Raw genomic sequence first — 25,475 nt, 5'->3', positions numbered from 1 at the left:
TCAGCTGGCGGCGCGGTCGCGCGCCGCCGCGACGACCGCTTGCCCGAGGGAGATTCCACCGTCGTTGGACGGCACCCGGGAATGGACGAGGACCCGGAAACCCTCGTCCTCCAACCCTGAAACGACCCGCTCCAGCAACACCAGATTCTGGAAGACGCCACCGGACAGAGCAGCCGTGCCGAGGCCGGTGCGTTCGCGCAGGACACACGCGGCCCTGACGGCGGCCTGCGCCAGCCCATTGTGGAATCGGGCGGCGATCCGGCCCACGGCGACACCGGAAAGCAGATCGTCGACGACGCAGCGGATGAGATCGCCTCCCTGGATGACCAGCGGATCGTCCTCCCGTACCGTCACCGGATAAGCGCCGCGTTCCCCCGGTGCGACCCGCTGTTCCAGCTCGATGGCGGCCTGCCCTTCGTACCGTGCCACGTCCCGGACGCCGAGAATCGCCGAGACCGCGTCGAAGAGCCGCCCGGCGCTGGAGGTGAGCGGGGCGTTGACGCCCTTTCGAGCCAGCGCGGCGACGGCGTTCCATCGCTCGCGATGCCGCCGCACGATGTCCAGATCGGGAAGGGCGTCACCGTAGGCGGCCAGGAGATGGGCCACCGCCATCCGCCACGGTTCCCGGATCGCTTGCGCGCCCCCGGGCATCGGCACCGCCTCCAAATGCCCGGCCCGCCGGAACTCCGCCAGATCGGCGACGAGTAGTTCACCTCCCCAGAAGGTGGCGTCATCCCCGAACCCGAGACCGTCGAACGCGACGCCGATGACCGGGCCTTCCTCCCCATTGTCGGCGAGACAGGACGCGATGTGGGCGTGGTGATGCTGAACCCCCACGATGTCGACGTCCTCCAACTCCAGCGCGTACTTCGTCGACAGATAGTCCGGATGCAGATCACGGGCGACGAGCATCGGCTCCACGTCGAAAAGGCGGCGGAAGTGCGCGATGCCCTCGGTGAACGACCGCAGCGTCTCGTAATTCTCCAGATCGCCGATGTGATGGGACACGAATGCCCGGTTCCCCTTGGCCACGCAGAAGGTGTTCTTCAGTTCCGCCCCGCATGCCAGGACCGGACGCGGGAACGGCCAGGCGGTGGTCAGGGGAGCGGGAACGTATCCGCGTGAGCGTCGGACGAGCAGCTCTCTACCGCGGAATACGCGCACCACCGAGTCGTCGGTACGCACATGGATGGCCCGGTCGTGCGTCAGGAACCCGTCCGCGATCCCGGAGAGCCTCTTCAATCCGTCGCCGTCGCGGTAGGCGATCGGCTCATCGGACACGTTGCCGCTCGTCAGGACGAACGGCCGTCCGAGATGCTCGGCGAGCAGGTGATGCAGGGGAGTGTAGGGCAGCATCACGCCGAGTTCCCGATTCCGCGGCGCCACCGCGTCCGCGACCCGGGCCCCCGGAAGGCGCGGCGCCAGCAGAACCGGGCGGCGTATTCCCGCCAGCACCCCTTCGCCGGCCGGTTCCAGCCGGACCAGTTTCCGCGCCGAGGCCAGATCCGAGACCATCACGGCGAACGGCTTGTCCTCCCGGTGCTTGCGGGCACGCAGCGCCCGGACGGCCCGCTCATCGTCGGCGAGGACGGCCAGGTGGTAACCCCCGAGGCCCTTGATCGCGAGAATGCGGCCCTGCCGGAGCCAAGCGGCCGCGGTCGTCAGCGGCTCCCCATCGACCGGAACTCCGTCCGGGCCGCTGAGCCGCAGTGTCGGCCCGCACTCAGGACAGCACACCGGTTGCGCATGGAACCTGCGGTCGGCGGTATCGGTGTACTCCCGCGCGCATGCCGCGCACATTCCGAACGCCGCCATGGTCGTGTTGTGCCGGTCATACGGCACATCGACGACGATGGTGAACCGCGGTCCGCAATTAGTGCAGTTCGTGAACGAATAGCCCGACCGGCGGCCCGCCGGGGCGACGACCTCGGCGAGACACTCGGCACAGGTCGCCGTGTCGGGGGAGACCAGCGCGGATCGTGCCGCCGCATCCGAACTCGGCACGATCCGGAACCCGCGCTCGTCCACCGGCACCGCCGGCTGCGACCGCACCCGCTCCACCACGGCCAGCGCCGGCGCCCGGCGTTCGAGGTCGGCGACGAACACGTCCAGCTTCGCGCGATCGCCCTCGACTTCCGCGAAGACGCCCTCCGAATCATTTCCCACGAACCCCGCGATGCCGTATTCCCTCGCCAGTTCGGAGACGAAAGGGCGAAACCCCACGCCCTGGACGATCCCCTCGATCCGGAGCCGGAGTCGCGTGACCGTCGCCATCGGACCTCACAACCGCCCGCACAGCGCCGACTGAGTGAGCTCCCAGAGCACGTGGTACAGCGTGGTCTGCGCCTCTTGGATCCTGTGGACGGACGAGGAGGGCACGACGAAGAGATGGTCGACCGTCCGGGCCTGCGCCATTCGCCCCCCGTCGTAGCCCGCGAACCCGACCGTCATCATTCCTCTGCGGTTCGCCTCGTCGAAGGCGTGCAGCAGATTCTCGGAGCCGCCGCTGGTCGACAGCCCCACGGCGATGTCCCGCGCACCCGCCAGCGCCGCCAACTGGCGCGCGTAGACCACCTCGAAGCTCACATCGTTGGACAGGGCGGTCACCGTGGCGACGTCATGAGGAAGGGACACGGCGGGCAGCGGCCGATGAGGCGGGGGAGGGCTGACATGGAGTTCCTCGATCTGCCGCGCATCGGTGCTGCTGCCGCCGTTGCCGAAACTGAACAGCCGGCCGCCGTCCTGAAAGCACGCGGCCATCTGCCGCGCGCATCGGACGAGCCGCTCACCGTGCAGGTCGACGAGAGATTCCCGCAGCGCGACGATCTCACCGGCCTTTTCCTGGGTGGACGCGCGCACGTCCGCGACAACCGAGCCGCTATCGACCAGTCCCGGAGAGAGGAACGGATACAGCGATTCCGGGTTCATGTCGGCTCCTCCACCACGGCGATGGCCTCCTTGGCGTGGACCAAGACCATGTCACCCGGCCCGGCGTCGACCAACGCGAGGCTGATTTCCTCCGGACCGTTCTCGGTATCGACGATCGCGAGCCGATCACCCATCACTTCACGCACCCGAACCTGGACCGCGGTGTCGGAACAGGTGACGCAGACATCCTGGTGACAAGCCGCCACGGGCACCTCGCCGACCGTTTCGCCCCTTGTCATATCCCGCCCTCCGGCTCCAGCGACCCCGGCCGCTCGATGAAGACATGAACCAGTTCCCACAGAATGTGGTAGGCGGTGACGTGCAGCTCTTTGACCACGCACGGATCGTGGGATCGGGCGATCAGGGCGTGATCCACCGCCTTGTCACCGGCGATGTCACCGCCGTCCCCGCCGAGCAGCGCCACCGTCAGGACCCCGAGTTCGCGACCGGCCTGAAACGCCCGCAGGACGTTCGGGCAGCGCCCGTCGGGCGAGATGCCGAAGGCGATGTCCCCGGGAGAGGCAAGTAGCCGCAACCGGTCGGCGAACCCCTCCGCGTCCTGGTCACCACGGCCGGTGGCGTGCAACGTGAGTGCGGGCAGGGCCCTCTTCCCGACGATGACCGGGTGCACGAATTCCACCGCGACATGCTGGGCGTCCGTCGCCGCACCGCCGTTGCCGAAGGTGATGATCTTGCCGCCACGGTGGAATCGCAGTGCCATGTCCCGGCAGGCCATGGCGATCAGGTCCGCGTCCTCGCCCAATGCAAGACCCGGATTCACGCGGCGCCGGAAAGCGGCTCGAACGGCGTCTTCCGCCGCTTCTTGTACCATCTCCTGCTCCTCAGGGACGAGAGAACGCGGCGGCAGGGTCGGGCGTCCGGGAGGCCGTCTCCCACAAGGACAGGAAAGCGCCGACCACGTTGCCGAAATCGGTCAGGTCCTCCATCCGGTTCTTCAGCTCGGCCGCACCCGCAGGCGTGAGTTCATACAGCCGCCGGGCCGGCCCCGAGTCGGAAGGAACCCATCGAGACGTCAGAAGCCGCTCACGCTCAAGGCCGCGCAGGACCCGATACGCATGCCCCGGCTCGACGCCCAGCACCCCCATTCCCGCCAACCGCTCGATCAGGTCGTAGCCATGGCCAGGCCGCTCGTAGATGAGGAGCAGCAGAAAGGGCTGAAGTAGGCGGACCTCACTACCCCACACGACTTCCCCCGCACCGTTCCAGCGCGACGAGAGCACTGACCGCAAGGGTGGGCCCGGGCGGTTTTCGATGCCCACCCGCGAGACGAGCCCCCATGGTCGACCTCCCAAGCTCGCTGTCCCCGAGCGCAACTGGCGACAGAAACCTCACCACACCGTGAACTTCACAAAGGCGGACAAAGCGATACCACCAAGCCCACCGGCCTCTCCGTATATGTCACTCGGCGAAACGACTAACCGCACCGAGCTGGAACCAACACCAAAACCTCAAGATCTATTGAAGGAGGGTGGTCGTGATCAGGGCGGAGCCGAGTTGTCGATCGCCGGCCCGCGACAGCCGGTGCCGTTCGACGTCCGCGGACGAGGCGTCCAGGCCACGCCGCAGCAGGAGGCGCGTCGCGTGACCCCGGTACTAGGACGGGCTGCAAGGCTCGGCGGGGTCCTGGTTCTCGACAACGACGCCATCAACAAGGCCGCCGCGGACCGCGACGTCCTTCTCTGACCCGAAGGGTGTGGTTCGGGGAGACATGTGGGCAGAGCGCCAGGCGGTGAGTCGGGCCGTGGAATGGTCGGTAGAAGAAGGAATCACCCTGAGGCATCGATGGGAGCAGATGGCGTGGGCGTGCTGTTCGATTACTTCCGGGCACCCGATGGGGAGGCGGCGCTTCGGCTCCTTGGACCGGTCGCCCGAAGAGTCTCCGTGGAATACCGGCCCTTGGGTGGAAGAACTCGGCAATCGAATCCGTGACGCATTCGCCGAGGTCGATGACTGCGCACTGCCGTCAGTCGCAGATGAGTGGGCCCGGATCGAGGAGTTCGGCGGTCATACGGACGCGGCATCTGCCCTGGACTTCATCGAGAAATTTGTGGCTCTGGCCCGTCGAACTCCTCGACGAGCACGGCGCGCTGCCCGCCTCCTGGGCCGCGTTCATCGGCGCCCAGGCGTGCGCGGTGCTGGCCGTCGCCCACTCCGTGGACCTGATCCACCGGGGCGTGAAACCGGAGAACCTCATGCTCTGCCCGGACGGAGCGGTCAAGCTGATCGACTTCGGGCCGGCGACCTCGACCGGCGACGAGTTCTCCCGCATCACCCAGACCGGCCAGGTCCCCGGCACGGCGCGGTACATGGCGCCCGAACTGCCGCGCGGCGAGGAGGCCGGCCGCGCCGGCGACCTGTACGCCGTCGGCTGCCTGTACACCACCGCCCTGGCCCACCTGCGCTAGGCGTGCCGGCCGGCGTAGGTGTCGTCGACCTCCCACCCCACCTGCGCCTCGGCCGACACGACGCCCTCGACGCGGCGGATGCCGTGCAGCAGCGCCGGGACGATCGACCGGCGGTCGACCGTGCCCTGGACCGTCACCCGGCCGTCGGTCACCGTGACGGTGCAGCCCCGGGCCTCCGCGCCGAAGCGGCGGGTGACGGCCTCGTCCAGGACGTCCCGGCGGATCTGCTCGTCGGGGCGGCCGTACACGCGCAGGACGTCGGCGCGGCTGACGATGCCGACGAGCCGCCCCGTATCGGCGTCCACGACGGGGAGCCGGCTGACGCGCCTGCGGCGCATCAGCCGGGCCGCCTCCTCCACGCTCGCGCCGGGGGTGATCGTGACGGCGGGCGCCGTCATGAGGTCGGCCGCCGTCGTGCCGGCCGCCTTGCGCAGCTCCCGCCGGCGCCGCGGCCCGGCGAACGGATGCGGAGCCTCGGCGGCGTTGGGATCGGCCTCCTTGAGCAGCAGGTCGGTGGACGACACCAGCCCGGAGACCGTCCCGTCCTTCCGCAGCACCGGGACGGCGTCCACGCCGTGCAGTCGCAGCTCGTTGACGATCTCCTTGAACGAGGCGCGCTCCGAGACGGCGAACACCCCGGTCGTCATGACCTCCTCGACCCTGGTCTGCATGGTTCCTCCAAGAGGTGCGGCGCGGCGACCGCTCGCCGGCTGCCTCCAGCGTGAGGCCGCCCGCCGCCCGCGCCCACGGACCAAGGTCCTCATGAGACGGGCCGCGGGTCCTCAGCCGCGCACCCCTCCTACCGGCCGACCCGCGGCGCGGCGTCCGCAGCGGCGATCACCGCGTCCCCCTGTGTCATGAGAGGTCATCGTGGGGCATCACGCCGGTCGTCGAGGAGACCGGAGCGCCCCGGTCCGGTGGACGCTTCACCAGACCGGGGCGCCGGGGCCGTCACACCGTGAGGCTCGGTGTGCCGGTCACGATGAGGTGCAGGTGGGGCTGAGCGATGTGGCCGTACCGGTGGCGGTGAAGCCGACCTGGACGGACGCGCCGGGGGCCAGCGCGCCGTTCCACGGCGTGTTGGTGACGGTGGCGGTGGACCCGCTGGTGGTCAGCGTGCCGTTCCAGAGCTGGCTGATCGAAACGCCGCTGGGCAGCGAGAAGGTCAGCTTCCAGCCGTTGATCGCCGAGGTTCCGGCCTTGACGGTGACCTGGCCTTGGAAGCCGCCTCCCCAGGAGTTCACCGTCTGGTAGGTCGCCGTGCAGGCGCCGCCGCCCGGCGGGGGAGTAGTAGGTGGCGTGGGGCTGGACGAGGCAGGCGGATCGGGCGCGTTGCGCGCGAGGTCGTAGGCGAGGGCGGGGACGAAGGATCCGGCCGAGTAGTCGCAGCCGTCCGCCTCACCCGGCGGCTTGACCCACAGGTAGCCGTCGATGTTCTGGTCGCCGGTGTCGAGGGTTGGGTAGGTGCCGATGCGGTGGTCGGTGTTGTCGTCGCCGCACCAGTCGCCCTGGGCGCCGGCGGCCCCGCCGTTGCGGCTGGTGTCGATGACCTGGTGTTTGCCGGAAATCCCCTGGGACTGCAGGTAGGAGATGATCGACCGGCCGTACGCCGCCTCGTTCGACAACGGCTGGAAGTTCGACACATTGGTGAAGAAGCCGTCGGCGTACTGCACACCGGCGGCCTTCAACCGGCTGCCCTGCTCGGTGGCGGAATTCCAGGCCGAGTGGCCGCCGTCGAGATAGACCTTCGCGTTCGAATCGGCGCTCTTGATCGTCCGTACCGCCTGGGTGAGCGCCTGGTTGCGCGCCGCGAGCGCGGAGCCGTCCAGGCAGGTCTGCAGCGCGAGCGAGTCGGTCTCCAGAATGATGACGGCCGCACGGCCGCCCAGACCCTGCGCGAACCTCGAGATCCACTGCTGGTACTGGCCGAGGTCGGGGGCGCCGCCGGCGCTGGCGCCGCCGCAGTCGCGGTTGGTGATCTCGTACACCGAGAGCACGGGAGTCTGGTTGACCGCGCTCGCCGCGTTGACGAACGAGGAGACCTCCGATGTCACGGTGTCCGGCTTGAACACGGCCATCCAGCGCGCCTGCGGCTGGCTGGCGATCCTGTCGCGGATGACCGGGGTCCGTGCGTCGTTCGGGTTGGCCGCGACCCATCGGACGACCTGCGTGTCCGGATCGCGGTAGAGGGTGCCGGACAGCGTGCCGGCGCTCGCCTGGCCGCCGACGACCAGGCCGGCGGCGGCGAGACAGGCGACGGCGATGGCGGCGATCAGCGCTCGCCAGCGGCCGTCACCCCGCGGATGATCGGGCATGACCCGTCCTTTCCGTATGAGGCGTCGATGAATGCCAGGGCGGCGCCTCCGGCCGATCCCTGATGGAAGCCCGCCATACGCGGTGTTGATCCACCGGCCGTCTCGATGATCGGCCACTCCGCCAACTCTGGAATGGGGTGCGTGCGGCACTCATCGGCGGCATGCAGGTATGACGCATTCGTGCATGTGACGTATATACCTGCAACACGCACGACTGCCCAGAACAATGTGGAAACGCCATGAAATGTGCTGGTAGCGCGCGTGAAAGAGATGAAACCCGGCGATGAGCCCGCCCGTCACGGCGCCACCGTGCGCGCCGCGGGTCAACCCGACAGGCGGAGCGGGACGGACTTGGGGCCGAACTCCAGCCAGTTCAGCATTTCCACGTTCCCGTCCAGCGCGACCTCGGACGTTCCGTCCAGCAGGGCCCGCAGGGCGGCGGTCATCTCCATGCGGGCGAGGGCGGCACCGGGGCAGCGGTGGGCGCCGCGGCCGAACGCCAGGTGGCGATTCGGGCGCCGGTCCAGGTCGAGCCGGTCGGGTTCGGTGAAGACCTTCTCGTCTCGGTTGGCCGAGGGGAACAGCATGGTCACCGGTTCCCCCGCGCGGATGGTCCGGCCGCCGACCTCCACGTCGCGGGTGGCGGTCCGGGCGAACACCCGGTACGGCGCGTACAGCCGCAGCAGTTCCTCGACGGCGCCCGCCAGCAGGTCGGCCCGGTCCCGCAGCCGTTCCTGGAGGTCCGGGTCTCGGGCCAGGTGGACGGCGGCGCTGCCGAGTACGGCCTGCGGGGCGCCGATGCCCGCGACGATGGTCTGCCGGACGGTCCCGACCACCAGGTCATCGGGGATGGGCGGGTCCGCGTCCAGGAGGCTGGTGACCATGTCGGTGCCCGGGTCCCGCGGGTCGCGGCGGCGCTCGTCGACGAGGGTCCGTGCGACGTCGTACAGTTCGTCGCTGGCCGCCATGATCCGGGCCCGGTCCATGTCCTGGATGGCGAAGCTGTACTCCACGCCGATGCGTCGGATCTCCAGCATCTGGTCGAGCGGAACGTCCAGGAACAGGGCGAAGCACTGCGCGGCGAACGGCAGCGCGAACTCCTTGGCGTAGTCGCCGCCACCGCGCGCCAGCAGCGGTCCGAGCAGTTCCCCGGCCGCCGCGGCGAAGGCCGGCTCCAGGCGCCGCACCGCCGCGCGGCTCATGACCCGGTCCAGCGGGGCGCGGTAGACCCCGTGCTCGGGCGGGTCGAAGTGCAGCGGCGGCCGGCGCCGGCTGCGTGGCACGTGCGGGACGACGTTCTGCACGGCGGTGCTGAACGTTGCGCTGTCGCGGGCGATCCGTACGACGTCGTCGTAGCGGGTCACCGCCCAGAAACCGCCGTAGGCGTCACTCCACGGTACCGGGCAGCGCCGCCGCAGGTCGGCGTAGACCGCGTGGGAGCTGTCGAAGGTCTCCGGCTCTCGCGGATCCCAGTCGGACGGGCGTTCTGTGGTCATGCGTCCCCGATTCACGGTGGTCGGAATTCACTGTGGTTCGGAATTCACTGCGGTCAGAGCGGGCGGGCGGGTCACAGCAGGTGGCGGCGGGCGAGGCGGGCGAGCGCCTCGATGCCGTAGACGACGACGGCGATCGAGATGACGATGGCGCCGGTGACGTCGTAGCGCAGGGTGGCGATGGACTCCTGCATCAGGTAGCCGATGCCGCCCGCGCCGACGATGCCCAGCACGATCGACTCGCGCAGTGCCAGGTCGGCCACGAACAGCCCGTTGGCGGTGAACGACGGCACGAACTGCGGCCAGATCCCGGCGGCGAACGCCTGCGGCCGGGTGGCGCCGACCGAGGTCAGCGCCTCGTGCGGGACGGGGTCGAGCACTTCGAGGGAGTCGGTGAAGAACTTGGCGGCCAGCGCGGTGCAGGAGATCCACAGCGCGAGGAACCCGGCGAAGGGGCCGAGGCCCAGGGCCGCGACGAACAGCAGTGCGTACACCAGATCGGGGATGCCGCGGATCACGACGACCAGAGCGCGGACGACCATCGACAGCGGTCGCAGCGGTGCGACGTTCGCCGCGGTGAGCAGTGCCAGAACGAGGCCGCCGAGGGTGCCGACGGAGGCGGCGCCGAGCGCCATGAGCAGGCTCTCCAGGACACCCGTGAAGATCTCGCCGGAGAAGGCGGGCGGCCACATGCCGGTGAGTATCGCGCGTACGTTCGACCAGGAGTCGGCGAGCCGGCCCGGGCTGGGGTCCAGCGACCACAGCGACGCCAGGAAGAGGACGACGGCCGCGGCCATGCCGGCGAAGCGCAGCACACGGTCGCGGTCCCAGCCGACGTCGGCGCGGGCGCGGCCGGCGGGCAGTACGGCGGCGGCCGTCCGGTCGTGCCCGGAGCGGCGGCGGATCGCGACCGACAGCAGTTCGAGGAGCAGGATCAGGATGGTGATCAGGCAGATGATGCCCGTCGCGCGCCGGTAGTCCAGGCTGCCCAGGGCGGTCTGGAGCGCCACTCCGATGCCGCCGGCGCCGACGACGCCGAGCACGGCCGACGCCCTGATATTGATGTCGAGCCGGTACAGGACGATGGAGACCAGCGCGGGCAGCACGCGCGGCAGCACGTTGGACACCGCCACCTGGATCTCGCGGGCGCCGCAGGCGCGGACGGCCTCGGCGGGGACCGGGTCGGCCTCCTCGATCGCGTCGGTCAGCAACTTGGCGATCATGCCGACCGAGTGGACGGCCACCGCGAGCGCGCCGGCCAGTGGCCCGAGCCCGAACACCCGGACGAACAGGATCGCGAAGACCAGCGTCGGCACCGCCCGGGTCAGCACGATCACCATCCGGGCCGCCGGCCGGGCGACCGGCCGCGACCGGCGGCCGCCCGGCGCGGCGCGGGCGGCGGCGAAGGCGAGCGGCACCGAGGCCAGGGTGGCGAGCCCGGTGCCCGCCACGGCGATTAGCAGGGTCTCCAGGATCAGCGTCGCGATGTCGCCGGCGGCGGGGAAATCGGGCGGCAGCATGCGTTCCAGCAGCCGCCGGGTGTCGCCGAGCCCGGCCGCCAAGGACGCCGGCGACAGGCCGATCCACCAGAACGTCACCCAGGTGGCCGTGACGGCCCCGGCGAGCAGGCCGGCCGCGACGCCGGTCCGGGCCTCCAGAGGCGGGCGCAGGGTCGGCGGGTCCGGCTCGTGCTTGGTGCGCACGGCCGGCTCGGTGCTAGTCATGGGCCGCGTCCGCCGTCCTGTAGACGGCGCGCAGCCGTTCCTCCGGCAGGGTGGCGGCGGGCTCGTCCAGCACGATCCGGCCCGAGCGCAGCGCCACCACCCGGTCGGCGATGGACAGCGCCAGGTCGGTCTGGTGCAGGCTGCACACGACCGAGATGCCGTCCTCGGCGCTGATCCGCTTGAGGATCTCGAGTACCCGTACGCTGGCGGCCGGGTCGAGCGAGGCGACCGGCTCATCGGCGAGCACGAGTCCGGGCCGCTGCACCAGGGTGCGGGCGACGGCGACCCGCTGCTGCTGGCCGCCGGACAGCGTGTCGCAGCGCTGGAAGCGCTGGTCGGCCAACCCGACGCGGTCGAGTTGCTCGACGGCTCGCTCCCGCAGGGCGCGCGGGTAGGTCATCACGCCGTAACGGGGCCCGCGCAGGGTGGCCAGCGCCCCCATCAGCGCGTTCTCCAGCGCCGAGAGCCGGCCGACCAGACCGAACTGCTGGAACACGAACCCCACCCGGGCCCGCAGGGAGCGCAGTTCCCTGCGGGAGCAGCCGGCGGGGTCGGTGCCGAGCGTGCGCACGGACCCCTGGTCCGGCCGGTGCATCCCGTTGACCAGGCGCAGCAGGGTGGACTTCCCCGCGCCGGACGGGCCGACCAGCGCGACGAACTCTCCCTGCGGGACGGTCAGGTCGATGCCGTCGAGCACGACCTTGCCGGCGAACGCCTTGCTCGTTCCGGTGAGGTCGAGGACGGCTCCGCCGCGGTTGTCCTTCATGGCGCGCTCCTCAGTCACCGGACGTGCACACCTTGGCCTTGGTGATGTCGCAGATCCGGGCGATCGGCGCATACGTCGCGTCGTTGGCGGTGATGAACGTCCAGGCGTTCGAGGCACCCAGCGGGCAGGCCTCGGCACCGGCGTGCTGCTTCCATGTCGGCGGGCCCTTGATCTCCTTGCCCTCGCACAGCCCGGCGGCGGCCGCGTCGGTGGCGGTCAGCCCGGTCAGCGCTTTGGTGATCTTGGTCCGGACGTCCTGGGGCAGCCAGCTTCCGACCACGACGGGCGGGCCGGGGATGAGCGGCGAGGTCCACACCTTGCGGACCTGACCGGGCTTGAGCTGGCCCCGCGCGGGCAGCAGCTGGTCGATGAAGATGTCGCCGACGAACGCGATGTCGCAGTCGCCCGCCAGCAGCGAGGCCACCGCCGTGTCGTGCCCCTTGGTGAACACGGTCTCGGCGTCCTTTGCCACGTCCACCCCGGCCTCCTTGAGCGAGGCCAGCGGCTGGAGGTAACCGGTGGTGGAGCCGGGGTCGGTGAAGCAGATGTCCTTGCCCTTGACGTCCTTGAGCGAGGTGATGGAGGTGTCGTCCCCGCGCGTGACCCCGTAGGCATGGGCGCCGGGTTCGCCCTCGGGCGCCTGCACGGGGACGGCGACCGGCTCGACTTGGGCGCGGCTGCGCGCCAGGTGGTAGCTGAAGGCCCCGTACACGGCGACGTCGACGCGCTTGGCGACCTGCGCCTCGACGACGGCGGCGTTGCTGGCGACGGGCTGGAACTCGACGGGGGTGCCCAGGTCCTTCTCCAATGCGGCGGTGATCGGGGCGAAGGCCGCCCGGAGTTCGCCGGTCTGCTCGGACGGAACGGCCGCGAAGACGAGCTTGCCGGGTCGGTCTCCGTCGGTCGCCCCGCGCGCTCCGGGCCCGGTGCCGCAAGCGGAGGCGAGGACGCTCGCGGCTGCGACCGCGAGCACGCTGGTGGTTGTCTTCCGGAACATCAGCGACTCCCGTGGTACAGGGTGGTCGGCTCAAAGTAAGCAGGTACCGGGGCATTGTCAACGCCTACGTGACGACCGTAGGATTTGTGTCTACCATTATTGACGGCATGACGAGGACGACCGTCCGACTACTGTCTCCTTTTCCCTGGAGCCGGCATGCGCCTTCCCCACGTCCCCCTTCGGCGAGCGGCCACGGCCGTCACGGCGGCCGCCGCCCTCGCCCTCACCACGGCCCCGCCCTCGGCCGCCGCCGGGCACGCCCCACTCAGCCTCCGCGGCGTCCACCCCACCGGAGCCACCTACGCCATCGAGGTACCCGCCGACTGGAACGGCACGGTGCTGGCCTTCAGCCCGGGCTACGGCCAGGGCGCCGGCGACCAGCAGCGGCCCGCCGAGCTCGGCGGCAACGCCGCCGCGCGGCAGTGGCTGCTGGACCGCGGCTACGCCCTGGCCGGGACCCGCCCGTACGGGGACGGCTGGGCCGTCGAGGAGACACTGCGGGACTCCGCCGCGACCCTCGCCGTCTTCGCCGCCAAGGCCGGAAAGCCCAAGACCGCACTGGCATGGGGCTCCTCGATGGGCGGCAATGTCGCGGCGGGCCTGGCCGAACGCCGGCCGGACCTGGTGGACGGCGCGCTGCCCTACTGCGCCTCGGTCGCCGGGCCGGTGGCCATGCTCAACCAGTCGCTCGACGCCGCGTTCGCGTTCACCACCCTGCTGGCGCCCGGAACCGACGACATCACCCTCGCTCGGCTCGGCTCGGCCGACGCGGAGGCGCGTACCAGAGCCGCCGCCGGGAAAGTGCTGGAGACGGCCCAGCAGACCCCCCAAGGCCGGGCGCGCATCGCGCTGGCCGCCGCGTTCGCGCAGGTCTCGACCTGGTCGGTGCCCGGCACACCCGAGCCCGCCGACGACGACTGGGCCGGGCAGCAGGAGCAGCAGTACGCGGCGTTCATGCCGACCGTGTTCTCGCCGCGATTCCCACTGGAGCAGCGGGCGGGCGGCAACATGTCCTGGAACGACGGTGTGGACTACCGCGAACAGCTCCGGCAGTCCGGGAACGCACGGCAGGTGCGGGCCCTGTACGAAGCGGCCGGGCTCGACCTCGACGCCGACCTCGCACGTCTCGACAGGGAGCCCCGGATCTCCGCGGACCCGGGCGCGGTCGCCTATATGGAACGCAACTTCACCCCTGACGGCGAACTGGACGTCCCCGTTCTGACGCTGCATGAGCGCGGTGACAACTTCCCCACGGTCACGCAGGCCCGCGCCTACTCCGACGCCGTCCGGCGCGCCGGGGACGGGCGGATGCTGCGCCAGGCGTTCGTCGACCGGCCCGGGCACTGCGGCTACACGGGCGCCGAACTGGTCGCCACCGCACTGACCCTGGAACGCCGCGTCAAGACCGGCCGGTGGGGCGCCGACGCCGACGCGCCGCACCTGGGGCGCCTCGCGGAACGTCTCGCCGCCCGGGACCCGGAGCTGGGCACCGCGCAGTTCGTCCGCTTCCGCCCCGACCGGTTCCTGCGTCCGCACGTTCCCGGAGACACCCGATGAGACGGCGCACCGCCATCGCCGCGCTGACCGCGCTGACCACGTTCACCGCGCCGCCGGCATTCGCAACCGCCGCCGCCGGCACTGCCGCACCGCGGGAACTGACCGGCCGGCACGCCGACGGAACCGCCTACACGATCACCGTCCCGCCCCGCTGGGACGGCACACTGCTGCTGGTCGCCAACCGGCAGCGCCTTGACGACGCGTTCCAAGAGCACGTCCTCCGCCAGGGCCGAGCGGTCGCCGGAACGGCGTCGCGGCCGGGCTGGCGGCTCGGCGACGACCTGCGCAACATCGCCGCCACCCGCGCGGTGTTCGCCGGCGAGGTGGGTGCACCGGCCCGCACCATCGTGATGGGCGACTCCCAGGGCGGGCTGCTCGCCCGCGGCTTCGTCCAGTACTACGGCCACCTCGTGGACGGCGCGCTCCCGGCGTGCGGCGGCGGCGCGGGCACCGTCGCCATGTGGAACGCCAAGCTCGACGCCGCCTGGGCGCTGAAGACGCTCATCGACCCGGACTCGCCGATGTCCCTGGTCGGCATCACCGACGCCGACGCCGAGCAGGCAGCCCTCACCGAACTGGTCGACCGCGCCAAGGCGACCCCGCAGGGCCGCGCACGGCTGGCGTTGGCCGCCGCGTTCGCGCAGGTCCCCGCGTGGAACGACCCGGCCGTGCCGCGCCCCGGCCCCGGCGACACGCGAGCACTCGTCGACGGGTGGATCGCCGGGCTTCCGTTCGGCGTCGGCGCCCCGATCCGCGCCGTGTACGAGCAGTACCTCGGTGGCAATCCGTCCTGGAACACCGGAGTCGACTACCGGCGGCAGCTCCGTCTTTCCGGGCGGCAGAGGACGATCACCGGCATCTACCGGAAGGCGGGTGCCGACCTGCGGGCCGACCTGGGCAGACTCGCCCACGCACCCCGGATCGCCGCCGACCCGAGTGCCCTCGCCAGGGCCGAACGGTTCATCACCTACGACGGCGAACTGCGCGACCCCGTCCTCACCCTGCACACCGTCGGCGACCCGGCCGGGCCGGTGTCCGACGAGCGCGCCTACCGCGATACGGTCACCCGCGCCGGATCCGGATCGATGTTGCGGCAGGCGTTCGTGGACCGCGCCGGGCACTGCACGTTCAGCGTCGCCGAACGGGTCACCACCCTGTCGGTCCTGCTGGAACGCATCGACACCGGACGCTGGCCCGCGGTGACCCCCTCGGCCCTGCGCCGCCGGTCCGGAACAGACGTTCTGTTCACGCGAGCCGAACCGACGGCACCGGCCAGGACGTGGGACGCCGCTGACACCCACAGAGGAGAACGCACGCAGGGGAAGATCCGGTGACCGCGGCCGTCCCGGGCTCCCTTCCCCGAGGTAAGCAGGGCGCCGAACCGCAGCGCCTCCTGACGACGCTGCTCGGCGACTACTGGTTCTGGCGGGCCGAGCACATCCCCTCCGCGGCCCTGGTCCGGCTGCTCGAAGAGTTCGACATCAGCGAGGCCGGTGCCCGCGCCGCCCTGCGCCGGGTCGCCTCCCGGGGGCTGCTGACCAGTTCCCGTTCCGGCCGTACCACCGCCTATGGGCTGCCGCCCCGCGCTCACGACGTCATCGTCGCGCACATGCTGCGACTACTGACGTTCGGTGCCTCCACCCCCTCCTGGGACGGCGAGTGGACCGTGGTGATGTTCTCCGTGCCCGAGGACCAGCGCGACACCCGGCGTGCCCTCCGCGACGGCCTGCGCCTCCTGCATTTCGGCATGCTGTTCGACGCCGTCTGGGTCAGCCCCCACGACCGGACCGCCGATGTGGTGGCGCTGACCCGCAGGCTGGAGGTTTCCGGGGTGACCGTCCTCCGCGCCCGCGAGATCGCCGAGGAGGGTCTCGACGGCGTTCTGGACCGCGCCTTCGACATCACCGCCCTGCGGGAACGGTACGAGCGGTTCGTCACCACCTACCGCGAGGAGGGCGAGCGCGTTGCCCGGTCCGGCGTCGCGCCGGCCGAGGCTCTGCGGCTGCGCACGGCCGTCATGACGGACTGGCGGGTGTTCCCCAACCTCGACCCGGACCTGCCCGCCGAACTCCTGCCGCCCGGCTGGCCGCGCGACGAGGCGCGGTGGCTGTGCGTGCGCATCTACGATTCGCTCGGCGAGCCCGCCGAGCAGCGGTTCCGCGAGATTCTGGCCGGCTACGCCCCCGAACTGGCCGAACTTGCCTCCCACCACGTCTTCGCCCAAGCCTCCACGCTGCGCACCGACCATGTGCGGCGGCGCACCGAGTTCGACGAGAGCACCGACCGCGACCGCCTCACCATGCTCAATCGATGACCGGTCGGCGAAGTGGAACCCGGGCGACGACGATCCAGCAGCGGTTTCGGTCCGATGCTCCGACCAGCTTGGTACCGGGCCGGGCCGCGGTGAAGTCGCGGTTGACCAACTCGGGAACCGCGCCGGGTCGCCGCTCCAGCACCGCGCGTTCAGCGGCCCGTGGACGCCGGTGCGGCCGGTGGCCGCGAGGACGTGGGCCGGCGTGGTCTCCGGTGCCGTCGCCGTGCTGGAGGCGGTGATCTTGCACCGGAGGGCGCCGATGTCGTCGAACTCGGCGACGACGACCTCGACCTCATCGTCGGCGCGATGGCCCCTGGCTCGGGCTTCGTCTGCTCCGTGACCAGCGGAGACGCTATCGGCAAGCCCGCGGAGGAGTGCTTCCGGGTCTAGCGTCCGACACGAACCGGCGTGGCGCGCACCGGCGGGGGGCGACGGGGCGCGCCACGACCTTCGCGAAGTGGCCTTGGAGCTCTCACATGCTTTTGATCATCAGTAGTCCCGACGACGCCGCCACCATTGATTTCGTACGCCCCAAGGTGGAAGCGCGCGGAATCCCGGTGCTCTGGTGGGACGAGGATCAGTACCCGGCGCACAGCCGGCTGACCGTCGAGATGGACAACGGCGGATGCCGGCAGATCCTGAAACACCGCGGCCGGACGTACGACCTGGCAGAGGTCACCGCTGTCTGGGATCGTCGCCCCAGCCCGATCCAGGTCGGTGACCTGGTGACCGATGAGGACTACCGGGCGCATGCCGATCTGGTCGCCGGCCGCTTCCGCGACGGCTTCTGGGAACTGCTGCCGGCGCGCTGGATGCCGGCCAAGCCCACTCAAGCGCTGCGGTCCGACAACAAGCTGGTTCACCTCGCCAAGGCCGCCGAACTCGGTTTCACCGTGCCGCAGACCCTTTTCACCAATGACCCGGACGAGTTGGTCCCCGCCTGGAACCGCGCCGGCGGGCAGCTCATCAGCAAAGCGCTGACGTACAAGGACTTCTGGGTCTACGGCGAGCAGCACCTCATCTACACCACCCAGGTGCAGCGGCGTCACCTCGCCGGTCGGCACCGGATCCAGCACGCGCCGGTGATCCTCCAACCCAACATCGCCAAGGCCGCCGAGTTGCGGGTGACCGTGGTGGGCGACCAGATCTTCGCCGCCGAGATCGATTCGCAGTCCTCCCGGCTGACCGCGCAGGACTGGCGGCGGTACGACGACAACACGGTCGCCTACCGTGCCGTCAAGCTTCCCGGCGAGGTGGCCGGACGCTGCCTGGACTTCATTTCCGCACTCGGGCTGAACTTCGGGGCCATCGACCTCATCCGTCGCAAGGACGGAGAGTACGTCTTCCTCGAGGTGAACGTGAACGGGCAGTGGGGCTGGATCGAAACACTCACCGGAATGCCGATCAGCGACGCGATCGCCGATTGGCTGACCGCCGATGAACCCGTCACCCGGACGCGACCAAGGAGACAGCGCCGTGACCACCCAATCGGCATCGACAGCAGTCGCCGAAGCCGCCGCCGAAGCCGGCGTGGACGCTGCATTCGGCGCTGATCTGGTCAGCGCGGTGGCGCTGCTGCGCCGACTGCCCCGGCACCGGGACCAGGTCGGCGAAGCCAGGCGGATGGTCGCCGACTGGTCCTCCGCCCACCCGCGGCGCCGACCCGAACTCGTCGTCGATTCTCCGCCGGGAGACCTGCGGGTCGGCTACGAGACCTGGTGCTCGCCCACCCGGAGGGCGGGAGCGTCGCCCTCACCGGGCAGACCGAAGACGGGGTTCCGTGGTCGATCGAGTACTCCACCCACTTCGCGGCCAACCGGCTGCTCAGCGTGAATGAGCGATCGCTTTCGGTCCCCTCCGCGCTGTTCACGATCCGTGCCTCAACCGGCGGGACCCCACCCTGCACCGGCAACTCGTCGACTACTGCCTCCTGTGGGACCAGGTGTTCGACGAGGACGAGGCGGCGACCGCCGAAGAGCTGGCGGCGGCCGCTGATACGTTCCGCCGCGGCCGTGGCCTGCACAGCCGGGCGGCCACCCTCGAATGGCTGGCCGACGTCGGTCTCTCCGAACGGGCCTTCGCCACCCACATCGAGTTCGTCGCCCGCATCGAGCGGTTCCGGCGAGGCTTCAAGGCCGAGCACGCGGCCGGCCACCTGCGAGCCCACCTTGCCGACTTCGACCGGGTCGACGCGCTCTGGGTGCGGGCGGCCGATTCGAAGGCACTGGACGACTTCGCGGCGGCGCGCACCCCGGCCGACCTTCTCACCTGTCTCGGTCGGCGCACCGGGGACACCCGGCAGGTCGGAGAGGTTCAGCTCACCATGGACCGGCGCTGGGCGCTGGACCTGCCCGCGCCGCTGCGCTCCCTCGCGGCGGGGGAGCTCGCCGGGCCGGTGCCGGAGGCGGGACATCTCATCCTCGGTGGCGTGCGGGGACGGGAAGCCGCCACCGAGGCGGATCCGGCGGCGCTGGCCCGCGCCGGCGAAGCGGCGCTGGCCGAGTGGCTCGCCGAGCAGCGGGCCAAGGCGGAGATCCGGTGGCACTGGCTGTGATCCGCCGGTTGCGGCCACGCCGCCGCGTACCGCTGCGAATGCAACTCTCCGCAGCGGACTGCGCGGCCGCCTGCCTAGTGCGGTGACCACAAACGTGCACCGGGTTGGGTGACACGCCGGCCAGGGGCTGGGACGGGGAGGTTGATCGGCTCCACCCTCGATGACGACAGGTCGTTGTCGAGAGGGGAGTCGGGCTGGTGGCAGAGCCAGTCAGAGCACGGCGGTTGACCCAGGACGAGGGGCGCCGGCTGCAGCAGATCATCCGGCGGGGCAAACACGAGTCGATCCGGGTCCGCCGGGCGATGATCATCCAGGCGTCGTCGGCGGGCACACCGGCCCCGGCGATCGCCCGCCTGGTCGCCGCGCACGAGGACACCGTCCGGGACGTGATCCACGACTTCAACCAGCGGGGGCTGGCCTGCCTGGACCCTGACTGGGCGGGAGGCCGTCCCCGCCGCATCTCGGGCGGTGACACCGCGTTCATCATCCAGACGGCCACCACGCGCCCGGCCAAGCTCGGGCGTCCGTTCACCTGCTGGAGCATCCGCAAACTCGCCGACCACCTCGCCGACCACAGCGACCGGAAGATCCAGATCGGGCGTGAGCGGCTGCGGCAGATCCTGCACGCCCACAGGGTCACCTTTCAGCGGACCCGCACCTGGAAGACCTCCAACGACCCCGACTTCGAGACCAAGCTGGACCGCATAGAGGAGGTCACGACCCGGTTCGCGGACCGGTGCTTCGCCTTCGACCAGTTCGGGCCGCTGTCGATCAGGCCCTGCCACGGCAGCGGCTGGGCCGAGCAGGGGCGGCCCGACCGGTTGCCGGGCACCTATCGACGCACCCACGGCGTCCGCTACTTCCACGGCTGCTACTCCCTCGGCGATGACACCCTGTGGGGCGTCACCCGCCGCGGCAAGAGCGGCGCCAACACCCTGGCGGCGCTGAAGTCCATCCGTGCCGCCCGCCCGGACGGCGCACCGATCTACGTGATCCTGGACAACCTGTCGGCGAACAAGACCCCGCAGATCAGAGCTTGGGCGGCCCGCAACAACGTCGAGTTGTGCCTCACCCCGACCTACGCCTCGTGGGCCAACCCGATCGAGGCGCAGTTCGGGCCGCTGCGCACCTTCGTGATGGGCAACTCCAACCATCCCAACCACACCGTGCTCGCTTGGGAGATCCAGGCCTACCTGCGCTGGCGCAACGCCAACGCCCGCCACCCCGACGTGCTGGCCGCCCAACGCCGCGAACGCGCCCGGGTCCGCAGCGAACGCCAGCAACGCTGGGGACGACCCCGCCCCAAAGCAGCATGACAAGACCCGGCGAACGTTCGTGGTCACCGCACTAGCGATGGTGCTGAGCTTCCACGGCCGGCGCACCTCCGTCATCGAGGCGCGGCGGCATCTCCCCTCGGACAGGGACGGCGCCTCCGCCCGTGAGCTGATCGGTGCAGGGAAGCGATTCGGGCTGAATCTGCGCGCGTTCGCCGCGCCGGCGGCCGGCATCGCCCGGCTGCCGGGACCGCTCATCGCCCATTGGGGGCACAATCATTTCGTCGTCGTCGAGGACATCCGCGACACGGAGGTGAGCATCGCCGACCCGGCCCAGGGCCGGCGCCGACTGAGCCATGATGAGTTCAAGGGCGGCTACAGCGGCGTCGTACTCTGCGGGAGACCCGCCGGGAAGCTGCCCCGCGGCGCCGACCCGACCTGGCGGACCGCCGTCCGGCTGCTCAGCGGGGTGCTCGGCAGCTGGCCGCTGATCGCCGCCCTGGTCGCCGCGTCCCTCGTGGTGCAGATGTTCCCGCTGCTGGTGGCGGGGGTCACCCGGGTAGTGGTCGACGGGACGACCAGCGGGAGCCTTGCGGAGATGCTGTTCCCGCTCACCGCGGCGGCGGGCGTCTCCTGGCTGGTCTTCACGGTCGTGAGCTGGGTGCGATCGGTGTTGCTGATCCAGCTGCAGACCGGCGTAGCGGCCCGCCTGATGCGCCGACTCGTCGACCACACTTTCACCCTGCCCTTCCGCTTCTTCGACCAGCGTGGCTCCGGCGACCTGCTCACCCGGCTCTCCACCGCCTCGACACTGCGTGACCTGCTGACGGAACGGTCCCTCGCGTTCGGCATCGATTGCATCACCGGACTGGGATACCTGGTACTGCTCGCGGTCGCCTCCCCGCCGATCGCGATCGCGGCCACCGCCGTCGCGGCCCTGTAGGCACTCATCGCGCTGCTGGCCGGACGGGCGAGCATCCAGCGCGTAAGCGAATCGTCGAACGCCCAAGCGTTGACTCAGAACACCCTGGTGGAAAGCCTCGGTGGCGTGGAAACGGTGATCGCCTGCGGGGCGGAGGAGACCACCGTCGCCCGCTGGCGGGCCCGCCATGACCGCGAACTCGCGGCCGCCCGGCGTCGCGATCTGTTCCTCTCCGGGGTCCAAGCGCTCACCACCGCGGCACAGACCGGCCTGGCCGTCGGGCTGCTGCTCATCGTCGCCTACCAGCTGCCCAGCTCGGCGCAGCTCGGTGAACTGCTCGCCCTCGCCGCGCTGGCCGGTGCTGCGCTGGCCCCGCTGGGGTCGCTGCTCACCACCGTCCAGCAACTGCAGGCCGCGATCGCCCATATGGAACGCCTCGGCGACATCATGGACACGCCGTCGGCGCCGACCGGCCGGGTGCAGTTGCCCGGCGGCCTGCACGGCCGCATCGAGGTGCGCGACGCGTACTTCGGCTGCCACCCCTCCCGCCCGGTCCTGCACGACATCACCCTTCGGATCGAACCCGGGCAGCGCGTCGCGATCGTCGGGCCGACCGGCTCCGGCAAGACCACCCTCGGCCGGCTCCTGCTCGGTCTGTTCGAGCCCACCGACGGGCAAATCAGTTACGACGGGGTGCCGCTGGAATTGCTCGACCGCCGGCGACTGCGCCGGCAGATGGGGATCGTCACCCAGCAACCGTTCCTCTTCGAGGGCACGATCGCCGACAACATCACCGCCGGGAAGGACCACTGCACCACCGAACAGATCCAGGCGGCGGTACGGGTGGCCGCGCTCGCCGAGGACATCGCGGCTATGCCGATGGGATTGCACACCACCGTCGGCGAGGCCGGCTCGCAGGTCTCCGGTGGCCAGCGGCAACGGATCGCGCTGGCCCGTGCCGTGGTGCATCAGCCCAGCGTTCTCCTGCTCGACGAGCCGACATCGAGCCTGGACGCCCGTACCGAGGCGATGATCCAGGCGGGACTCACGGCGCTCGGCTGCACGCAGGTGGTGATCGCACATCGCCTCTCCACGATCCGGGACGCCGACCTCATCGTCGTCATCGACCGGGGGTCGATCGTGGAACAGGGCACCCACGACTCTCTTGTCTCCCGGGGCGGCCGCTATGCCCGACTCGTACGCGAACAGCAGGACCAGCGGAACCCGGCGATCAGCGGACCATGAGGCCGTCCTCGGCGAGTGCCGCCGCCAACTCCGTGCGACGGTGGATGCCGAGCTTTTCATATGCCCGCTGGAGATGGTTCTCGACCGTACGGGGGGATACCGACAACGTCCGCGCGATCGTCGCGGTAGCCATCCCGCTCGCCGCCAGCTCGCTGACCTGCGGGCAGTCTGTCGCCGTCCGTGATGGTCGATGCTGTCAATCCCCTCAAAGCACGGTGGTTCTGACTCTCTCGCGGAGCAGCCGACTCCTACCGTTGGTATGATTAAGTCGTGGACGCCAAGAAAACTTCCGTTAACCAGCCTCTCCGTGTCGCGAAACGCCGCAAGGCCGCGAGTGGACACGGTGCGACCGAGAAGTTGTCGGCCACCATCAGCCGGGGCCGCAAGGCTGAGATCCGCGAACAGGCCCGCAAGCTGGGCCTGTCCGATTCTGCCTACGTTGATGAGGCGATCGCGGCCAAGCTCCAACTCGACGCCCTCGCCGAGTTCGTTGACGAACTGGAAGATCGGCACGGACCGTTCAGTGAGGACGAGATCCAGGCCGCTCTCGCCGCTTGGCCGTCCGCGCAAGATCAGTGAGCACCGGGCGAGGCCGTCGGGCTGCGAGGCTCGGCGGGGTTCTGGTACTCGATAACGACGCCATCAACAAGGCGGCCACGGACCGCAACGTTGCGATCTTCTTCGCGGCTGCGCTGCGCAAGCAGGCCCGCTTGGTCACGTCCAGTGTCGTGCTGACGGAGATCCTGCGCGGTTCCGACCGGGACACGAAACTGAACCATGTGCTGTCCAGCACCAGGACTCTCGTTGAGCCTGTCACTGAGGACCTTGCGCGCGCCGCCGGGAAGCTGGTCGGTGACGCAGGGTTCGACTCCACGGAGGTTGTCGACGCCTTGGTCGCCGCGACGGCTCACATGTACGCCGATCGTGCGGAGGCGGCGGGGCAACAACCTGATGTGCTGATCTTGACCGCCGACGCCACCCATCTGCCGGGCTTGGCCGGCGACCGAAAGGGAGTAAGGGTGCAGAACGTAAAGGACATTTACTCGTCCTGAAACCGCCCGTCACGGCCCCACTGGACGCCGGGGGACGGCCCCGGTGACGAGGCCGCTCTCGACCGTGACGTGCAGGGCGAACCGGGCACGATAAGCGCGCCCGGCGGACCGGGTCGTCTGGCGGATCTCCCCCGGCACCACCGCGTCAGCACCGTCCACCAGAATGCGCTCCACCTGAGTGTCGGCCTTCTCAGGAACGTGATGCTCGGCGATCTCCCGGAAGTCGGACGAGCCGACTTTGACAGCACCACCTGCCCTGCGGCGATTACCTCCCATGTAATCGCTGCCGGCGGCCAAGTCGGCCTTCGCGTGTCGCCAGGACGTCGGCGAAGGCGTCGCGGACGCGTGTCGTCGTCACCAATGTCCATGGGCACATCTAGCGGCGGGAGAACTCGGCCCTGACCCTGCTCGACCAGATGAAGGGCTGGACGCCGAGCCAGAGCAGGCCCAGGAGCATGAGAGAAGCGACGAGGGGGGAGTGGCCCGCGACCAGGTCCAGGCCCGGCCCTGCCACCTCGTAGACGGGCACGACCCAGAGCAGGGCCACCAGGCCCTCGACGAGTACGGCCATGGTGATCAGGGCATGGCGGGCGGGTGGATCGGTCACCCGTCCGGCGAGTGATGGGTTCACCGCGGTGAAGCCGAACATGAACGCGAGCGCGCTCAGCACCCAGGAGATCTCAAGTCCGACAATGGGCATGACCGGTGTGTCGTACCCGAGGAACGAGTCCAAGATGAGGGCTTCCACGTGAATGCCGGTGAGGATCGCGAACAGGAGGGCGAGGACGAGGGGCTGCCTGTGCGGCAAGAACCACAGCCCGCACATGAGGATGAACGCCACGACCACGGGCAGCAGAAAAATGATCGTATTACGCGCATACAGTTCGAGGAGAGGATCCCCGCCGGGGTCCCTCAGCGGCCCGCCCAGAAAGACCAGGGCGGCGAGCGCGGTGCACACGACGGCGGCTCTGACGAGGGCCGTCCGGTAGCGCTGGAGCGGCATCTCGCTGGTGGGCGGATGGAGGAGCGCGGTGCGGGGCGGCCGGTGAGGGATGGGCGGTCCGGCGTCGGCCGCGGTCTCGGCGGTGTCGGCGGTGGGGTCCAGGACGGCGTGGAGCAGGTCGCGGACCTGGGCGGGGGAGAGCCGTTCGTCCGGGTCCTTGCGCAGCAGGCCCTTCAGGGCCTGTGCCAGCGGGCCGCCGCACTGGGGCGGGGGCGGCTGCCCGGTGGCGATCGCGACGAAGACGGCGCCGTGGCTGGGCCCGTCGAACGGGCGGCGGCCCTCGACCGCCGCGTACAGGGTGGCGGCCAGGGACCACAGGTCCGAGGCCGCGGTGACGGCCTTGCCCTCCACCTGTTCGGGTGACATGTAGGCGGGCGTGCCCAGCACCATGCCCGAACGGGTGATGGTGGCATCGCCCTCCAGCGCGGCGATGCCGAAGTCGGTGAGCAGGACCCGGTCGCCTTCCAGCAGCACGTTGGCGGGCTTGACGTCGCGGTGGACGACGCCCTGGGCGTGGGCGGCCGAGAGGGCGTCCAGCATCGCCAGCCCGATCGCGGCGACCTGGCCCTGGGGGAGCGCCTTCTGTTCGGCCAGCAGTTGTTCGAGGGACCGGCCGCGGACCAGTTCCATGACGATCCAGGGACGGCCGTCCTCGCCCATCACCCGGTCATGGACGGTGACGATGCCGGTGTGCCGCAGCCGCGCGGCGGCGCGGGCCTCGCGTTCCATCCGGGCGTACCAGTCATGCCGCTCCTGGTCGGTGACCTGCTCGGGCACCTGGAGTTCCTTGACGGCGACCTCGCGGTCGAGATCGATGTCATGGGCGCGCCACACCGAACCCATTCCGCCCCGGCCGATCTGGCCGAGCTTCCGGTACCGGCCCGCCAGCACCCCGTCCCCGTCCC

At 70.5% G+C, this 25,475-nt stretch carries 25 protein-coding genes and 1 pseudogene; 12 read left to right on the top strand and 14 right to left on the bottom strand.

From position 1 onward, the window contains the following. From hypF to E1284_RS06960, 5 genes are read right to left on the bottom strand one after another with little or no spacing between them, the layout of a single operon-like run. Positions 1 to 2,274 carry a carbamoyltransferase HypF gene (gene hypF / locus E1284_RS06980; RefSeq protein ID WP_131938163.1) on the bottom strand — a complete coding sequence of 758 codons (2,274 nt, stop codon included), beginning with the start codon at positions 2,272 to 2,274 and terminating at the stop codon, positions 1 to 3. Positions 2,275 to 2,280: 6 nt separating this feature from the next. Next, positions 2,281 to 2,928 carry a D-sedoheptulose-7-phosphate isomerase gene (locus E1284_RS06975; protein WP_131938162.1) on the bottom strand — a complete coding sequence of 216 codons (648 nt, stop codon included), beginning with the start codon at positions 2,926 to 2,928 and terminating at the stop codon, positions 2,281 to 2,283. After that, a complete protein-coding gene (locus tag E1284_RS06970; RefSeq protein ID WP_131938161.1) occupies positions 2,925 to 3,167 on the bottom strand; it encodes a HypC/HybG/HupF family hydrogenase formation chaperone in 243 nt (80 codons plus the stop codon). Before E1284_RS06970 ends, E1284_RS06975 begins: the two co-directional genes overlap by 4 nt. Further along, entirely contained in the window at positions 3,164 to 3,760 is a 597-nt protein-coding gene (locus E1284_RS06965) for a D-sedoheptulose-7-phosphate isomerase (RefSeq protein WP_131938160.1), read from the bottom strand. The genes E1284_RS06970 and E1284_RS06965 overlap by 4 nt, the downstream gene beginning before the upstream one ends. Positions 3,761 to 3,770: 10 nt before the next feature. Beyond that, positions 3,771 to 4,169 (bottom strand): helix-turn-helix transcriptional regulator, encoded by a 399-nt coding sequence (locus E1284_RS06960; protein ID WP_243714305.1) that lies wholly within the window; start codon positions 4,167 to 4,169, stop codon positions 3,771 to 3,773. An 825-nt stretch (positions 4,170 to 4,994) separates the two neighbouring features. Here E1284_RS06960 and E1284_RS06955 point away from each other — a divergent pair. Further along, on the top strand, positions 4,995 to 5,354 hold the full coding sequence (locus tag E1284_RS06955; RefSeq protein ID WP_165965156.1) for a protein kinase domain-containing protein: 360 nt from the start codon (positions 4,995 to 4,997) through the stop codon (positions 5,352 to 5,354). Here E1284_RS06955 and E1284_RS06950 read toward each other — a convergent pair. The 6 genes from E1284_RS06950 to E1284_RS06925 all read right to left on the bottom strand — a co-directional run bounded on the left by E1284_RS06950 (position 5,351) and on the right by E1284_RS06925 (position 12,649). Next, a complete protein-coding gene (locus E1284_RS06950; protein ID WP_165965155.1) occupies positions 5,351 to 6,025 on the bottom strand; it encodes a CBS domain-containing protein in 675 nt (224 codons plus the stop codon). The genes E1284_RS06955 and E1284_RS06950 overlap by 4 nt on opposite strands. A 306-nt stretch (positions 6,026 to 6,331) precedes the next feature. Continuing rightward, entirely contained in the window at positions 6,332 to 7,669 is a 1,338-nt protein-coding gene (locus tag E1284_RS06945; RefSeq protein ID WP_131938157.1) for a glycoside hydrolase family 6 protein, read from the bottom strand. Between the two features lie 323 nt (positions 7,670 to 7,992). After that, the gene (locus E1284_RS06940) at positions 7,993 to 9,165 is read right to left on the bottom strand and encodes a cytochrome P450 (protein WP_131938156.1); all 1,173 of its coding nucleotides are present in this window, start codon (positions 9,163 to 9,165) and stop codon (positions 7,993 to 7,995) included. A 71-nt stretch (positions 9,166 to 9,236) separates the two neighbouring features. Then, positions 9,237 to 10,886 carry a phosphonate ABC transporter, permease protein PhnE gene (phnE, locus tag E1284_RS06935; protein ID WP_131938155.1) on the bottom strand — a complete coding sequence of 550 codons (1,650 nt, stop codon included), beginning with the start codon at positions 10,884 to 10,886 and terminating at the stop codon, positions 9,237 to 9,239. After that, positions 10,879 to 11,652: a phosphonate ABC transporter ATP-binding protein gene (gene phnC / locus E1284_RS06930; protein ID WP_131938154.1), complete on the bottom strand. Its 774-nt coding sequence runs from the start codon at positions 11,650 to 11,652 to the stop codon at positions 10,879 to 10,881. Before phnC ends, phnE begins: the two co-directional genes overlap by 8 nt. A gap of 10 nt (positions 11,653 to 11,662) precedes the next feature. Beyond that, positions 11,663 to 12,649, bottom strand: a complete 987-nt coding sequence (locus E1284_RS06925) for a phosphate/phosphite/phosphonate ABC transporter substrate-binding protein (RefSeq protein WP_131938153.1) — start codon at positions 12,647 to 12,649, stop codon at positions 11,663 to 11,665. Between the two features lie 156 nt (positions 12,650 to 12,805). Between E1284_RS06925 and E1284_RS06920 the strand changes: the two genes are divergently transcribed. The 9 genes and pseudogenes from E1284_RS06920 to E1284_RS06880 all read left to right on the top strand — a co-directional run bounded on the left by E1284_RS06920 (position 12,806) and on the right by E1284_RS06880 (position 22,515). Next, positions 12,806 to 14,206: an alpha/beta fold hydrolase gene (locus E1284_RS06920; protein ID WP_131938152.1), complete on the top strand. Its 1,401-nt coding sequence runs from the start codon at positions 12,806 to 12,808 to the stop codon at positions 14,204 to 14,206. Continuing rightward, positions 14,203 to 15,540: a hypothetical protein gene (locus E1284_RS06915; protein WP_131938151.1), complete on the top strand. Its 1,338-nt coding sequence runs from the start codon at positions 14,203 to 14,205 to the stop codon at positions 15,538 to 15,540. Before E1284_RS06920 ends, E1284_RS06915 begins: the two co-directional genes overlap by 4 nt. Then, positions 15,537 to 16,520: a PaaX family transcriptional regulator gene (locus E1284_RS06910; RefSeq protein WP_131938150.1), complete on the top strand. Its 984-nt coding sequence runs from the start codon at positions 15,537 to 15,539 to the stop codon at positions 16,518 to 16,520. The genes E1284_RS06915 and E1284_RS06910 overlap by 4 nt, the downstream gene beginning before the upstream one ends. 159 nt (positions 16,521 to 16,679) lie before the next feature. Then, positions 16,680 to 16,910, top strand: a complete 231-nt coding sequence (locus E1284_RS06905) for a hypothetical protein (RefSeq protein WP_131938149.1) — start codon at positions 16,680 to 16,682, stop codon at positions 16,908 to 16,910. Positions 16,911 to 16,996: 86 nt separating this feature from the next. Beyond that, positions 16,997 to 18,073: an MvdC/MvdD family ATP grasp protein gene (locus tag E1284_RS06900; RefSeq protein ID WP_131938148.1), complete on the top strand. Its 1,077-nt coding sequence runs from the start codon at positions 16,997 to 16,999 to the stop codon at positions 18,071 to 18,073. A gap of 389 nt (positions 18,074 to 18,462) precedes the next feature. Continuing rightward, a complete protein-coding gene (locus E1284_RS06895; protein WP_131938147.1) occupies positions 18,463 to 19,074 on the top strand; it encodes a hypothetical protein in 612 nt (203 codons plus the stop codon). A 197-nt stretch (positions 19,075 to 19,271) separates the two neighbouring features. Then, positions 19,272 to 20,390, top strand: coding sequence for an IS630 family transposase (locus E1284_RS06890; protein ID WP_131938146.1), 1,119 nt, complete (start codon positions 19,272 to 19,274; stop codon positions 20,388 to 20,390). 19 nt (positions 20,391 to 20,409) lie between these two features. Continuing rightward, positions 20,410 to 21,618: pseudogene (locus E1284_RS06885) on the top strand (ABC transporter transmembrane domain-containing protein); the annotation flags it as partial. 78 nt (positions 21,619 to 21,696) lie between these two features. Then, complete coding sequence (locus tag E1284_RS06880; RefSeq protein WP_341770377.1) at positions 21,697 to 22,515, top strand: ATP-binding cassette domain-containing protein; 819 nt, start codon at positions 21,697 to 21,699, stop codon at positions 22,513 to 22,515. Here the strand turns inward: E1284_RS06880 and E1284_RS06875 are convergent. Next, on the bottom strand, positions 22,502 to 22,663 hold the full coding sequence (locus tag E1284_RS06875) for a response regulator transcription factor (protein ID WP_279433028.1): 162 nt from the start codon (positions 22,661 to 22,663) through the stop codon (positions 22,502 to 22,504). The two genes, E1284_RS06880 and E1284_RS06875, sit on opposite strands and share 14 nt — an antisense overlap. A gap of 122 nt (positions 22,664 to 22,785) precedes the next feature. Here E1284_RS06875 and E1284_RS06870 point away from each other — a divergent pair, with 122 nt between their 5' ends. Together E1284_RS06870 and E1284_RS06865 are read left to right on the top strand one after the other, a co-directional pair. Continuing rightward, positions 22,786 to 23,094 (top strand): hypothetical protein, encoded by a 309-nt coding sequence (locus tag E1284_RS06870; protein WP_131938142.1) that lies wholly within the window; start codon positions 22,786 to 22,788, stop codon positions 23,092 to 23,094. Beyond that, positions 23,091 to 23,567, top strand: a complete 477-nt coding sequence (locus E1284_RS06865; protein ID WP_165965154.1) for a PIN domain-containing protein — start codon at positions 23,091 to 23,093, stop codon at positions 23,565 to 23,567. The genes E1284_RS06870 and E1284_RS06865 overlap by 4 nt, the downstream gene beginning before the upstream one ends. Positions 23,568 to 23,576: 9 nt before the next feature. On the opposite strand, the gene E1284_RS06860 is transcribed toward E1284_RS06865, so the two are convergent. After that, positions 23,577 to 23,864, bottom strand: a complete 288-nt coding sequence (locus tag E1284_RS06860) for a nuclear transport factor 2-like protein (RefSeq protein WP_207923605.1) — start codon at positions 23,862 to 23,864, stop codon at positions 23,577 to 23,579. A 79-nt stretch (positions 23,865 to 23,943) separates the two neighbouring features. Continuing rightward, on the bottom strand, positions 23,944 to 25,475 hold a 1,532-nt coding region (locus E1284_RS42390; RefSeq protein WP_207923604.1), incomplete at its 5' end, for a serine/threonine-protein kinase.

This window comes from Actinomadura bangladeshensis (assembly GCF_004348335.1).
Lineage (GTDB): Bacteria > Actinomycetota > Actinomycetes > Streptosporangiales > Streptosporangiaceae > Spirillospora > Spirillospora bangladeshensis.
Note: the sequence above shows the minus strand (reverse complement) of the source record. Positions and strands in the feature narration are given on the sequence as shown.

Coding starts and splice junctions, on each gene's coding strand:
- hypF (WP_131938163.1), bottom strand. CDS start 2,274: ATGGCGACGGTCACGCGACTCCGGCTCCGGATCGAGGGGATCGTCCAG.
- E1284_RS06975 (WP_131938162.1), bottom strand. CDS start 2,928: ATGAACCCGGAATCGCTGTATCCGTTCCTCTCTCCGGGACTGGTCGAT.
- E1284_RS06970 (WP_131938161.1), bottom strand. CDS start 3,167: ATGACAAGGGGCGAAACGGTCGGCGAGGTGCCCGTGGCGGCTTGTCAC.
- E1284_RS06965 (WP_131938160.1), bottom strand. CDS start 3,760: ATGGTACAAGAAGCGGCGGAAGACGCCGTTCGAGCCGCTTTCCGGCGC.
- E1284_RS06950 (WP_165965155.1), bottom strand. CDS start 6,025: ATGCAGACCAGGGTCGAGGAGGTCATGACGACCGGGGTGTTCGCCGTC.
- E1284_RS06945 (WP_131938157.1), bottom strand. CDS start 7,669: ATGCCCGATCATCCGCGGGGTGACGGCCGCTGGCGAGCGCTGATCGCC.
- E1284_RS06940 (WP_131938156.1), bottom strand. CDS start 9,165: ATGACCACAGAACGCCCGTCCGACTGGGATCCGCGAGAGCCGGAGACC.
- phnE (WP_131938155.1), bottom strand. CDS start 10,886: ATGACTAGCACCGAGCCGGCCGTGCGCACCAAGCACGAGCCGGACCCG.
- phnC (WP_131938154.1), bottom strand. CDS start 11,652: ATGAAGGACAACCGCGGCGGAGCCGTCCTCGACCTCACCGGAACGAGC.
- E1284_RS06925 (WP_131938153.1), bottom strand. CDS start 12,649: ATGTTCCGGAAGACAACCACCAGCGTGCTCGCGGTCGCAGCCGCGAGC.
- E1284_RS06920 (WP_131938152.1), top strand. CDS start 12,806: ATGCGCCTTCCCCACGTCCCCCTTCGGCGAGCGGCCACGGCCGTCACG.
- E1284_RS06915 (WP_131938151.1), top strand. CDS start 14,203: ATGAGACGGCGCACCGCCATCGCCGCGCTGACCGCGCTGACCACGTTC.
- E1284_RS06900 (WP_131938148.1), top strand. CDS start 16,997: ATGCTTTTGATCATCAGTAGTCCCGACGACGCCGCCACCATTGATTTC.
- E1284_RS06880 (WP_341770377.1), top strand. CDS start 21,697: ATGGAACGCCTCGGCGACATCATGGACACGCCGTCGGCGCCGACCGGC.